Raw genomic sequence first — 12,814 nt, forward strand, 5'->3', positions numbered from 1 at the left:
TCGGGCCGCAGGCGGTGACGGAGGCCGCGGTGGTGCTGCTGCCCGGCCTGGCGGTGGACCGCGCGGGGCTGCGGCTGGGCCGGGGCGGCGGCAGCTACGACCGGGTGCTGGCCCGGCTGGCGCGGGCGGGCGTGCGGCCGGTGCTGGCGGTGCTGCTGTACGAGCACGAGCTGCTGGAGCGGGTGCCGGCCGAGCCGCACGACCGGCCGGTGGACCTGGCGGTGCTGCCCTCCGGGGTCCGCGCGCTCGGCTGAGGGTGGGAACGGCGGCGGCCCCGCTCCCTCGGGGGGAACGGGGCCGCCGTACGGGCCGGACGGGCGTCAGCCGGTGGTGAGCACCAGCTTGTGCTTGGTGGCCTTCTCGACCGCGTCCGGTGTGTAGGCCCAGTTCAGCAGCTTGCCCTTGAGCCAGAGGTCGGTCTGGTCGTTGTAGTTGTCGTGGAAGGCATGGCCGGAGGCGCCGCCGACGTTGACCCAGCGCGAGGAGTCGAGGTCGTTCAGGTCGACCACCATGCGCATCGACGGGATCCAGTCCACCTCGTATCCGGCCGCCGCGTTCCAGCCGGCCGCGTCGACCGCCGCCGAGCCGCCGGAGAGCCGGTATGGGCCGCGGTTGAGCAGCTTGTGGACCGCGCCGGAGGCGATCGAGGAGTCGTCGGTGCCGAGGGTCTGCTCGCGCAGCTCCAGCTTGTGCAGGCGGCCCCAGCTCCAGGTGGAGACGTCCTTGCTGAGCAGCGAGGTCAGCTCCTGGCGGGCGTTCTTCATCGCCTCCTGGAGCAGGTTGTCCAGGCCCTTCTGCTCCTTGTGCTGGTCGTCGATGTACGTCCACCACGAGCTGTCGGGCTTCTCCAGCTGCTGGCGCACCACCTCGGTCCAGCGGTCGCCGCCGTCCGGCTGGGCCTTGCCCGGGTCCCGGGTGCCGCACTCGGTGACGATCTTGGTGGCGCTGTCCGGCTTGGTGGGGTCGTCCTGCCGGCGGACCAGCAGGCAGTTGTCCTTGGCCCGCAGGTCGGCCGGGAACTTCTGGCCGAAGGCCAGGATCAGCAGCTGGCGCCAGACGCCGTTGTAGTAGGCGGCGGCCGCCGAGTCGGCGTCCTGGTGGAAGTTCCAGTCCTTCAGCAGGTCCTGGGCCTCGCGCACGTACGGGTCGCTGACCGGCTGCTTGAGCAGCAGCGGGACCAGCGTCTTGGCCATCACGCTGGTGTTGTCCAGCTGGAGGGTCTGCATGTCGTCCGGCGAGATCTTGCCGTTGTTCTTGAGCAGGCCCTCGATCTGGTCGGTGATCTCCTTGGCGCGGGTGCCGTACTCCCAGCCCTTGGTCAGGTTGTACTTGTAGCTCGGGTCCACCACGGCCTGGTTGGCCGTGACGATGTAGCCGGCCGAGGGGTTGAGGCTCCAGGGCAGCGCGGAGAAGGGGATCGGGTCCTTCCACTGGTACGCCGGGTCCCAGCCCAGCGCCGGGTAGGTGCCGTCGCCCTTGCCGCGGACCGGGATGTTGCCCGGGGCCTGGTAGCCGATGTTCTTGGCGTCGGCGTAGATCAGGTTCTGCGCGGGGACGGTGAAGTCCTTGGCCGCGGCGCGGAACTCCTCCCAGTTCTTCGCCTTGTCCAGCTCGAAGACGGCGTCCATGGTCTTGCCCGGGCTGAGCGCCGTCCACTGGAGGGCGACGCCGTAGCCGCTGGTGCCGCGGTCGGGGGCGGAGGTGCCGTTGGGGGCGTACTTGCCGACGTTCTGCTGCTCGCTGCGCTGGTCGGAGATCAGCGGGGCGCCGGTCTGGGTGGTGCGGACGGTGATGGTGCGGTCCTCGCCACCGGCGACCTTGATGGTCTCCTTGCGGAGGTCGAACTTCACGTCCTTGCCGTCGTACTGGTAGGTCTCCGGTCCGGTGACCTTCTCCAGGACGAGGTCGGTGACGTCCGCGCCGAGGTTGGTGAAGCCCCAGGCGATGTCCTTGTTGTGGCCGATGACCACGCCGGGCATGCCCGCGAAGGTGAAGCCGGAGACGTCGAACTGGCAGGCCGGGGAGCTGGTCCGGCAGTGCAGGCCCATCTGGTACCAGACCGAGGGCAGGCCGGGGCCCAGGTGCGGGTCGTTGGCCAGCAGCGGCTTGCCGGTGGTGGTGTGCGTGCCGGCGACCACCCAGGAGTTGGAACCGATGCCCTGGCCGGGGCGGCCCAGCAGCTGCGGCATCGCGTCGATCCGGTCCGTCAGGCCCTGCAGCAGCGCCTTGGTGGTGGCCGCGCCCTGGGCGGTGGCGGCGCCGGTGGCCGCGCCGGACTGCGGGGAGCCGTCGGCGGGGCGGTAGTTGTCGCCGGCCACGGTGCCGGTCTTCACGATGGTGCCGTTGCGGGCGTACGGGTAGTCCGGGTACAGCTCGGCGATCTTGTCCGGGCCGAAGTCCTGAGCCAGCAGCGAGCGGTCGATCTCCTCCTGGAGGTTCCCGGAGAGGTTCCAGGCCATCGCCTTGAGCCAGGCCACCGAGTCGACCGGGGTCCACTGCTCGGGCTGGTAGCCGCCGTTGACGACGCCGAGCAGCGAGTACTCCAGCGAGGCCTTCGAACCGCCGGGGTGCTCGGCGAGCCAGGCGTTCACGCCGTCCGAGTAGGCCTGGAGGTACTTCTTGGTCTCCGGCGACAGCTTGGTGTCGAACTCCTTCTGCGCCACCTGCCGCCAGCCCATGGTGCGGATGAAGGCGTCGGTGTCGACCTGGCCGTCGCCGAACATCTCGGAGAGCCGGCCGGCGGTGACGTGCCGGCGGACGTCCATCTCCCAGAAACGGTCCTGCGCCTGGACGTAGCCCTGGGCGCGGAACAGGTCCTCGGCGGTGTCGGCGTACAGCTGCGGGATGCCGTTGGCGTCCCGCTTGACGTCGACGGGCGCGCTCAGGCCCGCCACCTTGACGCTGCCGTCGACCTCGGGGAAGGAGGCACGGACCGCGGAGACCCCGCGGTAGCCGCCGTAGCCGGCACCGGCCACCAGCAGCACGACCAGCACGATCACGATCAGACGGGCGCGCCGGAACTTCTTCGAGCGGGGCATCTGGGTCCTTGCGGTCCTGACTTCGGGGCGGGCGGGGCGTGTCCGGGGCCTGTTGCCGGGACAGGGCACCACATTAGGCCGAGTCGGCCGAGCACCGTGAACGGGGGACCAAGCTAAAGATATGGCAAAATGTTAGACTGCGTAACGATCCGCAAGAGGAGCATTGACGACTTCTTAACGGGTCACCCCCACAGCACCACCAGACACCCCGTCCGCCCTTGCCTGCCCGAGGTGCCCCTGCGTGAACATCTCCCATCTGAACCAGCTCCTGCTTGAGTCCTCCGTGATCCTGCTGTTCGCGGTGGGTGCCGTACGCCTCTCCACCCGATCAGGGCTGCCCAGCCTGCTGATCTATCTGGGGATCGGTGTGGCGCTGGGCCAGAACGGGATCGGTGTCACCTTCAACAACGCCGAGCTCACCCAGGTGCTCGGCTACGCGGCGCTCGTGGTGATCCTGGCCGAGGGCGGCCTCAAGACCAGCTGGCGCGAGATCAAGCCGGTGATGCCGTCGGCGACCGTGCTCGCCACCGTCGGCGTCGGCGTCAGCGTGTTCGCCACCGCGGCCGGCGCGCACTGGCTGGTCGGCCTGGACTGGCGGACCTCACTGCTGCTCGGCGCCATCGTCTCCTCGACCGACGCGGCCGCCGTCTTCTCGGTGCTGCGGATGGTCCCGCTGCCGCACCGGCTCACCGGCCTGCTGGAGGCCGAGTCCGGCTTCAACGACGCGCCCGTGGTCATCCTGGTCGTCGCCTTCGCCACCACCGGGGAGCTGGACTCCTGGTACGTCCTGCTCGGCACCATCGCCGCCGAGCTGGCGATCGGCGCGGTGATAGGCCTGGCCGTCGGCAAGATAGGCGCCTACGGGCTCAAGCACGTCGCGCTGCCCTCCTCGGGCCTCTACCCGATCGCCGTGATGGCGCTCACCGTGCTCGCGTACGCCGGCGGCGCGCTGCTGCACGGCTCCGGCTTCCTCGCCGTCTACATCAGCGCGGTGATACTCGGGAACTCCAAGCTGCCGCACGGCCCGGCCGTCCGGGGCTTCGCCGACGGGCTGGCGTGGATCGGGCAGATCGGCATGTTCGTGCTGCTCGGGCTGCTCGTCACGCCCGAGACCATGGGCGACGCCGTGGTGCCCGCGCTGGTGATCGGCGGGGTGCTGGTGTTCCTGGCCAGGCCGCTCTCGGTGATGGTCTCGCTGACGCCGTTCAAGGTGCCGGCCCGCGAACAGGCGCTGCTGAGCTGGGCCGGGCTGCGCGGGGCGGTGCCCATCGTGCTGGCCACCATCCCGGTGGTGTCGGGCGCGCACCGGGCCGAGGACGTCTTCAACATCGTCTTCATCCTGGTCGTCGTCTTCACCCTGCTCCAGGGGCCGACCCTGCCCTGGGTGGCCAAGCGGCTGCGGATCGACGAGGGCGACATGGGCCAGGACCTGGGCATCGAGTCCGCCCCGCTGGAGAAGCTGCACGGGCACCTGCTGTCGGTCGCGCTCTCCCCCGCCTCGAAGATGTCCGGGGTGGAGGTCAGCGAGCTGCGGCTGCCCAAGGGGGCGGCGGTCACCCTGGTCGTGCGGGAGGGGAACTCCTTCGTGCCGGACAAGGCGACGGTGCTGCGCGGCGGGGACGAGCTGCTGGTGGTCACCACGGACGAGGTCGGCGAGGCGGCGGAGCGGCGGCTGCGGGCCGTGGACAAGGGCGGCAAGCTCGCGGGGTGGCTGAACGGGCGGTGAGGCCGCCCGGCCCGGCCCGACGCCCGGCCTGATGGGGCCGGGTCGGGCCGGGCTGGGTCCGGCCTGGCGGGGCTGTTTCGGCCGGGCTGCACTGGTGTCGTCTACGCGCGTAACTGTATGCTGGTTCGAACACGCCGTATGACTACCGCTAGACCACACCCAGCATCTGCCTGACGCAGAGTTGGCGCGACCGCTCGGCGGCCGCGGTCCGGCCCCCGGCCACCACGCCGGGCCGACCCGGTATCTACCCCGGTCGACGCGCGAGAGGACGACTCTCGGCGCCGTCGGGGCCACACCATGCCCTGCCGCGCTACCAGGCAGCAGGAAGGACCGACCGTGACGGCGCGCCGAACGGTCGACACCGCCGCGGATCCCGCGGCCACCACCGCAGCTCCCGCCCCCGCCCGTGTCGGGTACGGAGAGCTGCTGCGCACCCCCGGGGCCTGGACGTTCCTGTCCCCCGCCCTCGTCGCGCGACTGCCTTACGCGATGCTCAGCATGGGCATCCTGCTGCTCGTCACCCAGACCCACGGTTCGTACGGCACCGCCGGTACGGTCACCGCGGTCGCCGCCGTCGCCCAGGCCCTGGTCGGGCCGCAGACCGGGCGGCTGGCCGACCGGTTCGGCCAGGCCTCGGTGCTCGTCCCGACCGTCCTGGTGCACGCGGTCTCGGTCGGCGCGCTGATCGCGCTCGCGCTCGGCCACGCGCCGGCCTGGAGCCTGTTCCTGGCCGCCGTCCCGGCCGGTGCGAGCGTGCCGCAGGTCGGCGCGATGGTCCGGGCCCGCTGGGTCGCCGGGTTCGCCGCGGACGGCGCCTCCGACGCCTCGGCGGCCCGGGTGAGCACCGCCTTCGCCTTCGAGTCCGTGACGGACGAGTTCACCTTCGTGATCGGCCCGATCCTGGCCTCCGGCATCGCCGCCGTCGCCAACCCGGCCACCGCCCTGGTCGCCGAGGCCTCGCTGACCCTGGTGGGCGGCCTGGCCTTCGCCGCCCAGCGGCGCACCGCCCCGGCCCGGATCGTGCCGCAGCCCGGCATTAAGCGCGCCTCGGCGCTCGCCTCCCCCGGCGTCCGGCTGCTGGCCGGGGCCTTCCTCGGCGTCGGCGCGGTGTTCGGCGGCATGCAGGTCTCGGTGAACGCCTTCGCCGACTCGGTCGGCCGGCACGACGCCGGCGGCACCGTGTACGGGATCTTCGCCGCCGGCTCGATGCTGGCCGGCGTGCTGTACGGCGTGATCGCCTGGCGGCGGCCGGTGCAGCAGCGGATGCTGATCAGCTACGCGCTGCTGGTGCTGGGCTGCTCGGCACTGTGGGCGATGCCCGACCTGGTCTCGCTGACCGTCGCCGGGCTGGTCTGCGGGCTGGCCATCGCACCGACCCTGATCAGCGGCTACACCCTGGTCGAGACGCTGGTCGCGGACGGGGCCAAGACCGAGGCCTTCACCTGGCTGACCGGCGCCATCGGGCTGGGGCTCGCGGTCGGCTCGATGGCTGCGGGGCAGCTGATCGACGGGCACGGGCCCTCGACCGGGTTCCTGGTGCCGGTGACCGGGGCCGGGCTGGGGCTGATCGCGCTGGCCTCGCTGCGGCACCTGCTGGTGGCGCCGGGGACCGGGGCCGGCGCTGCTGGCGGCACTGCCGTCGGCGCTGCTGCCGACCGGGTCGCCGCCACGGCGGAGCACGGCGGTGCCGCACGGCTGGTGGGCGCGGCCGAGCGCTGAGCCGGCGGCGGCCCCGTGGCCGGTCCCGGCCCATCTCACACCGGAGTCGCTGGACTGATCCCGCGGAATGCCGCATCATTGACCATCGTTAGCACTCATCAGGCGAGAGTGCCAGGAGGAAGACAAGTGCCCACGTACCAGTACCAGTGCACCGAGTGCGGCAACGGCCTGGAGGCGGTGCAGAAGTTCACCGACGAGGCACTGACCACGTGCCCCGACTGCCAGGGACGGCTCCGCAAGGTCTTCTCGGCCGTGGGCGTCGTGTTCAAGGGTTCGGGTTTCTACCGGACCGACAGCCGCTCCTCCTCCAGCAGCACGGTGGGTGCCGGGTCGTCGTCGACCCCCTCGGCGTCGTCCACCCCGTCCACTCCCTCGTCGTCGTCGTCGGGCTCCGGCTCCTCGGCCTCGTCCAGCCCGGCTCCGGCCGCGGGCTGACCCCGGCACCGGGCCCCTCGGCCCGGACGCCCCGCAGCACCCCGGAAGGCCCGTCGACCCCGCTCCCATGCGGGGACGGCGGGCCTTTCCGCATGCCCGTCGCGGGTGATTCGTCAACTCGGACAGGCCCGACCCACTCGCGTGGGTGTACGAAGTTATCCACAGGGGCGGGGTTTTCCACAGGCCTGGGGAAAGTGCTTTCGGAGTTCGCCGGGAACGCCCATCGTGTGGATCGTCCGGTCCGCGAGGGGCCGGTTCGCCGACACTCCGGAGGTGCGTCGATGACGACCGTGAGCTTCTCCCTCCCCCTGCCCGCGCCGACGGTGCCACCCCGGCAGGAGCTGCCGAGCTTCCCGCCGATCCGGCGCGGGTGCGGCGGGTGGCACCGCTGGCGCAGTGCGACGCGCCGACGGGCCGGGGTGCCCGTGCTGGTGCTGCTCGCGGTGGCGGCGGCGCTGGCGCTGGGGCCCGCGCGGGCCGGGCTGCCGCCGCCAGGCGGCGCGCTGGGCCGGACGGGTTGTCAGTCCGGTCCTGCGGAAGATCACCCGTGACCAGGAATCGACTTCGTCGTTCGAGGCGGCATGAAGGGCTTCAAGGAATTCCTGCTGCGTGGAAACGTCGTCGAACTCGCCGTGGCCGTGGTCATCGGCGCGGCCTTCACCACCATCGTCAACGCCTTCGTCAAGGGCGTGATCAATCCGATCGTCGGCGTGTTCGGGTCCAAGGACCTCGCGTCCTACAGTTCCTGCCTCAAGGGGCCCTGCGAGGTGAGCACGACCGGTGAGGTCACGTCCGGAATCCTCATCCTGTGGGGCTCGGTGCTCAGCGCCGCGCTCCAGTTCCTGATCATCGCGGCCGTCGTCTACTTCGTCCTGATCGTGCCCATGAACAGGCTGGCGGCCCACCGCAAGTCCGATGCCGAGAAGGCGTTGGAGGCCGAGGCCAAGGAGGTCCAACTGCTGACCGAGATCCGCGACGCGCTGGCGTCACCGCTGCGCTGACCGGCAGGCTCCGCTCGCCCCCGTCACCGATCCCCCCGTCACCGATCCCTCACCCGCCGTGGTGCGGCGGGCGCTGACTCAGGTACCAGTCCAGCCCCCGCCCACCGCTCTCCCCGGCTCCGGGGCGGTCGCCCCAGCCTGCGTCGGTGTCGTCCGCGGACTGCTGGTCCAACGGGTCCCGGAAGACCAGCCGGGCCTTGGCGGCGGCGGTCTCCGGCGCCTCCTGGCCGTGCTCCCGCACTTGGTCCTCGTCCCGGTCCTGACTCTGGCCCTGGCCCTGGCCCCGGCGCTCTTCCTGCCCCTGCTCGCTCACGCTGTCCACTCCGTTTGTTCGTCCCTCCCCTCCAGCCTAAGAGCCCCGTGGCACGCCTCGGGCCCCGGTGCGGAACTCCGCGCCAGGGCCCGGTGAGGGCTCGGCCGTCAGGCCGGCAGGTCCGTCAGGCGGCCGACAGATCGGTCAGGCAGCCGACAGGTCCGTCAGGCGGCTTCGAAGCCCGCGTGGTCGGCGATCTTCTTCAGCTCGGCCAGGGCGTGCTTCTCGATCTGGCGGATCCGCTCACGGGTGAGGCCGTGCTGCTTGCCCACCTCGGTGAGGGTGCGCTCGCGGCCGTCCTCCATCCCGTAGCGGGAGCGGATGATCGAGGCCGTGCGGTCGTCCAGCCGGCCGATCAGGCCGTCCAGTTCCTCGCGACGGAGCATGACCATCACGGCGTCCTCGGGGGACGTGGCCCCGGTGTCCTCGACGAGGTCGCCGAACTGGGTCTCGCCCTCGTCGTCCACCGACATGTTGAGGCTGACCGGGTCGCGCGCCCAGTCCAGCACGTCCTTGATCCGGGCCTCGGTGGTGTCCAGCTCGGCCGCGATCTCGGCCGGCTCGGCCTCGCGGCCCAGCTCCTTGGACTTCTCCCGCTGCACCCGCCGGATCCGCCCCAGCTCCTCCACCAGGTGCACGGGCAGCCGGATGGTGCGGGACTGGTCGGCGATGGACCGGGTGATCGCCTGCCGGATCCACCACGTCGCGTACGTGGAGAACTTGAAGCCCTTGGCGTAGTCGAACTTCTCGACCGCGCGCACCAGGCCCGCGTTGCCCTCCTGGATGAGGTCCAGCAGGGGGAGGCCGCTGCGCGGGTAGCGCCGGGCGACGGCGACCACGAGCCGGAGGTTGGAACGGATGAAGACGTCCTTGGCGCGCTCCGCGTCGGCGGCTATCGCCTCCAGCTCCTCGCGCGTGATCCCGGCGGGGAGTTCGTCCTCCTCCAGCAGATGCTGGGCGTACACCCCGGCCTCGATCCGCAGCGAGAGCTCGACCTCCTCGGCGGCATCGAGCAGGGGCGTCCTGGCGATCTCGTCGAGGTACATGCCGACCAGGTCGCGGTCGGCCTCAAGGTTGGTCGGGCGGGCCGCGCGACTCCGGTCGGCCCTGTCGCGAACGACGGCACGGGTGGCCATGCTTGCTCCCTTTGCTGGTATTGCCGAGGTCTGCCTGCCTGCCTCGTGAGGGCAAGATGTGCGGGCCCCTGGGGCCTCACACGTAACGATCCAACGAACAGATTCCGGACAACATTCCCAAGTCGCTCAGATTCTTCCCGGCGATGCAGTATGCTGCCGGTTTTCTCCCCGTCATCGGACACTCGGTGACCGGTCGGACACGCTCGGCATCAGCGGGCGGCCGCTCCGGGAGTGATTTCTCCACTCGACCCACACGCGCCCGCCGCCCACCCGTTGAACCCGCGAACGGTCGCACACGTTCCCCGGGCGCGCCTCCTTCCGTTCACGCTCACGCCCCGCCTCCGTCCACGCCCACGCCCCGACGCACGCAGGTCCTCCGCACAAACGATGCCGAATCGCTATCACTCCGGCTCTTGCTCGGCACGGGACACTGGGAAGGTGTCAGCCATGCACCTGACCAACAGCACGACCTCCGTCACTGCGCGTCATCGCAGTCTCCTTCGGGACGCCGCGCTCGCGCTGGGCTGTGCCGCGCTGTTCGGCCTCCTGGCGGCTCTGGTCACGGGCCAGTGGCGCCCACTGGAGCGCTTCGACCAGGAGTGGATCGGCGAACTTCACATCTACGCCCGGGACCACCGGATCTGGACCGCCTCGGTGCAGACGCTCTCGGACATCGGCGGAACCGTCACGATGCGTGCGCTCCTCGGGATCGCGGCCGGGTGGCTCTGGCTGATCGGCGCACGGGTGCTGGCCGGCTGGGTGGCCGCCCAGACCCTGGTCGGCTGGGGTGCCCTGTGGGCCCTGAAGCTGTCCTTCGACCGCGGCCGCCCCTCCTTCTCCGATCCGGTCTCGCACGCCGGCGGCCCGGCCTTCCCCTCCGGGCACGCCATGGCCTCCGCGATCACCTGCGCCGTCCTGGTCGGCCTGCTCTGGTACCGGGTCCACCGGCGCGGCCGGACCGCCGCCTGCGTGGTGGCGGCGGCCACGGTGCTGACCATCGGCTGGACCCGGGTCGCGCTCGGGGTGCACTGGCCCAGCGACGTGCTGGCCGGCTGGCTGGCCGCCGGGATCGTGCTGGGCGCCGTGACCGCCGTGATCCAGCTGTGGCGCCCCGGCGCCCTGGCCCGGGACGTACGGCGGGTCAACTGGCGCACCAGGCCCCGGGTGCAGCGGGTCCTCGTGTCGGGCGGCCGGTCCGCCCGCACCGCCGCACCGCTCGCGGAGGACGCACCGGGCGGCGCCGGGGCCGAGGACCTGCTGGTCGATCCCGCCGACCGGCCGGACGAGACCGTCCGCTGACGCCGAGTCACCCCACCGACCCCGGCAGGCTCCCGCGCTAGCGTGACCGCCATGCCCGAGACCTCCTCCACCTCCTCCACCTCCTCCACCGTGCCCACCGGCTACCCCGAGCGTCCGCTGCGAATCGCCACCGTCCAAACCGGGGCCGTGGCCGGCGACATACCCGCCAACGCCGCCGAGGCCGCCGCGCTGATCCGTGAGGCGGCCGGCGCCGGCGCCCGACTGGTGCTGTTCGCGGAGAAGTTCCTCTCCGGGTACGAGCCCGAGCTGATCCGGACCGACCCCGTCAGGTACGCCGTCGGGCCCGACGATCCGCGTCTCGCGCCGATCGCCGAGGCGTGCCGCGAGACCGGAACGGTCGCGATCGTCGGCGCTGCCGTGCGGGACGGCGCCGACCTGCGCATCTCCGCCCTGGTCCTGGGCCGGGACGGCGGCTTCGTCACCCGCTACGACAAGCAGCACCTGTTCAGGTCCGAACGCGACCACTTCCGCCCCGGGTCGGCCGGCTGCACCCTGGAACTGGACGGCTGGCGGCTCGGTCTCGGCGTCTGCTACGACTCCGGCTTTCCCGAGCACGCCAGGGCCGCCGCACTCGACGGCTGCCACGCCTACCTGGTCGGTGCCCTGTTCAGCGTGGGGCACGGCCACCACGAGTCCCGCACCTGGTTCCCGGCCCGCGCGCTCGACAACACCCTCTACACGGTGCTCGCCAACCACATCGGCCGCACCGGCGGCCGGCACACCTGCGGCGGCAGCGCGGTCTGGGGCCCGGACGGCCGGCTGATCGCCGAGGCGGGCGAGGACCGGCGCGAGCTCGTCGTCGTCGACCTCGACCCGGTCTTCCTGCGCGGCACCCGCGAGCGCGAGACCCTCCTCGCCGACCTCGCCCTCGCCGGCAGTCGGCCGCCCGCGCCCCGGGCGCGGTTCACCGTGGCCTGAGCACCCGGCGCCCGGCACCCCGCCGCCGGCTCCCGACTCCCGGCCCACCGGTGGGCATCCGGGTCAGGAGGCCCGCATCGCGGCCACTGCGGTCATCTTCCCGACCCGGCGGGCCGGGAGGACCGCGGCGGCGAGGCCGACCAGGACGGTCAGGACCAGGGCACCCAGCACCGGCAGCACCGGCGGGCCGCCGACCGTCCCCACCACCGAGGTGACCGAGCGGGCGGCCGCCCAGCCGTAGCCGATGCCCAGTCCGGTGCCGACCAGGCCACCGGCCAGCGAGAGCAGCAGCGCCTCCAGGGTGAGCATCCGGCGCAGCTGCTCGCGCGACATCCCGATCGCCCGCAGCATGCCGATCTCGCGGGAGCGCTCGCTGATGCTGAGCATCAGGGTGGCCGCGACGCCGAGGCCGGCGATGGCGACGGAGAAGGACAGCAGGGCCATGCTGACGGTCTTCAGCCGGTCCAGCAGGGAGCCCAGGGTGTCCGCCTGGGCGGCCGTGTCGGTGACGGTCACCTGCGGGTGGTCGGCGAGGGCCCGGTCCAGGGCGCGGCGGGCGGTCGGCCGGTCCCCGCCCGCGGCCGGGCTGATCCAGGCCGTGGTGACGGGCGCGCCGGGGGCGAGCCGGTTCAGGGTCGTGGGCGTGACCAGCAGGGTGGCCCCGCCCTGGAGGGTGAACGGCAGGCCGCTGCGGCCGGGTTGGAGTCGCAGCTCGACGCCGCCGGCCCGGCGCGTCCCGGTCTCGCCGAGCCCGCTGAGTGCGGCGCCGTCAGCCAGCGAGCGGGCCCGGTCCACGTTGTCCACCGAGGAGTCGAGCAGGGCGGGGTCGGCGGCGGCGACCACGGTGGACCGGCCGTCGAGGTCGACGGTGGCCGAGCGGACCGGGGTGACGGTCAGTCCGTGCTCGGCGGCGAGCGCGCCGAGCGCCCCGGCGGGCAGGGCGGCGCCGCCGGTGGCGGCCGCCGAGAAGACCCCGGGCTGGCGCCCGGACATCGCGGGGACCAGCGACTGCGAGGTGATGTCCAGCGCGGTGACGGCACCGACCATCACGGTCACGCCGAGCAGCAGCGCCGAGCCGGTGGCCCCGGTGCGGCCGGGGTTGAGCCGCAGCTGCTGGGTGGCGAGCCGGCCGGCCGTGCCGCCGAGCCGCCGGGCGGGCCGGCCGAGCACGGCGACGACCGCGGGCAGCACCCGGTGGGAGAGCCGCA

12 protein-coding genes are annotated in these 12,814 nt (G+C 72.5%); 8 read left to right on the plus strand and 4 right to left on the minus strand.

Annotated elements, in window-relative coordinates; genetic code table 11:
• Positions 1-254, plus strand: a 254-nt coding sequence (locus BU198_RS09525; protein WP_223244165.1) for a 5-formyltetrahydrofolate cyclo-ligase, incomplete at its 5' end; no start/stop codon positions are given.
• A gap of 66 nt (positions 255-320) precedes the next feature.
• Here the strand turns inward: BU198_RS09525 and BU198_RS09530 are convergent.
• The gene (locus BU198_RS09530; RefSeq protein WP_188296409.1) at positions 321-3,038 is read right to left on the minus strand and encodes a penicillin acylase family protein; all 2,718 of its coding nucleotides are present in this window, start codon (positions 3,036-3,038) and stop codon (positions 321-323) included.
• Between the two features lie 241 nt (positions 3,039-3,279).
• Between BU198_RS09530 and BU198_RS09535 the strand changes: the two genes are divergently transcribed.
• The 5 genes from BU198_RS09535 to mscL all read left to right on the plus strand — a co-directional run bounded on the left by BU198_RS09535 (position 3,280) and on the right by mscL (position 7,919).
• Complete coding sequence (locus BU198_RS09535; RefSeq protein WP_188296410.1) at positions 3,280-4,764, plus strand: potassium/proton antiporter; 1,485 nt, start codon at positions 3,280-3,282, stop codon at positions 4,762-4,764.
• Between the two features lie 336 nt (positions 4,765-5,100).
• A complete protein-coding gene (locus BU198_RS09540; RefSeq protein ID WP_411293167.1) occupies positions 5,101-6,483 on the plus strand; it encodes an MFS transporter in 1,383 nt (460 codons plus the stop codon).
• A gap of 126 nt (positions 6,484-6,609) precedes the next feature.
• Positions 6,610-6,918 (plus strand): FmdB family zinc ribbon protein, encoded by a 309-nt coding sequence (locus tag BU198_RS09545; RefSeq protein WP_188296412.1) that lies wholly within the window; start codon positions 6,610-6,612, stop codon positions 6,916-6,918.
• Positions 6,919-7,199: 281 nt separating this feature from the next.
• On the plus strand, positions 7,200-7,469 hold the full coding sequence (locus tag BU198_RS09550) for a hypothetical protein (RefSeq protein ID WP_188296413.1): 270 nt from the start codon (positions 7,200-7,202) through the stop codon (positions 7,467-7,469).
• Positions 7,470-7,499: 30 nt separating this feature from the next.
• Positions 7,500-7,919, plus strand: coding sequence for a large conductance mechanosensitive channel protein MscL (mscL, locus tag BU198_RS09555; protein ID WP_188296414.1), 420 nt, complete (start codon positions 7,500-7,502; stop codon positions 7,917-7,919).
• A gap of 49 nt (positions 7,920-7,968) precedes the next feature.
• Here mscL and BU198_RS43295 read toward each other — a convergent pair whose 3' ends face one another.
• Together BU198_RS43295 and BU198_RS09565 are read right to left on the minus strand one after the other, a co-directional pair.
• A complete protein-coding gene (locus BU198_RS43295) occupies positions 7,969-8,232 on the minus strand; it encodes a hypothetical protein (protein ID WP_262987017.1) in 264 nt (87 codons plus the stop codon).
• Between the two features lie 164 nt (positions 8,233-8,396).
• Positions 8,397-9,368, minus strand: coding sequence for a sigma-70 family RNA polymerase sigma factor (locus BU198_RS09565; protein WP_188296415.1), 972 nt, complete (start codon positions 9,366-9,368; stop codon positions 8,397-8,399).
• Positions 9,369-9,815: 447 nt separating this feature from the next.
• Between BU198_RS09565 and BU198_RS09570 the strand changes: the two genes are divergently transcribed.
• Both BU198_RS09570 and BU198_RS09575 read left to right on the plus strand, forming a co-directional pair.
• Entirely contained in the window at positions 9,816-10,667 is an 852-nt protein-coding gene (locus tag BU198_RS09570) for a phosphatase PAP2 family protein (protein WP_188296416.1), read from the plus strand.
• 51 nt (positions 10,668-10,718) lie between these two features.
• Positions 10,719-11,606, plus strand: coding sequence for a carbon-nitrogen hydrolase family protein (locus tag BU198_RS09575; protein WP_188296417.1), 888 nt, complete (start codon positions 10,719-10,721; stop codon positions 11,604-11,606).
• Positions 11,607-11,669: 63 nt separating this feature from the next.
• Here BU198_RS09575 and BU198_RS09580 read toward each other — a convergent pair.
• Positions 11,670-12,814 (minus strand): ABC transporter permease (locus BU198_RS09580; RefSeq protein WP_188296418.1); only part of this gene is annotated, 1,145 nt, incomplete at its 5' end.

Origin of the sequence: Streptomyces sp. CBMA156, assembly GCF_014596515.1 — a bacterium.
GTDB lineage: Bacteria > Actinomycetota > Actinomycetes > Streptomycetales > Streptomycetaceae > Kitasatospora.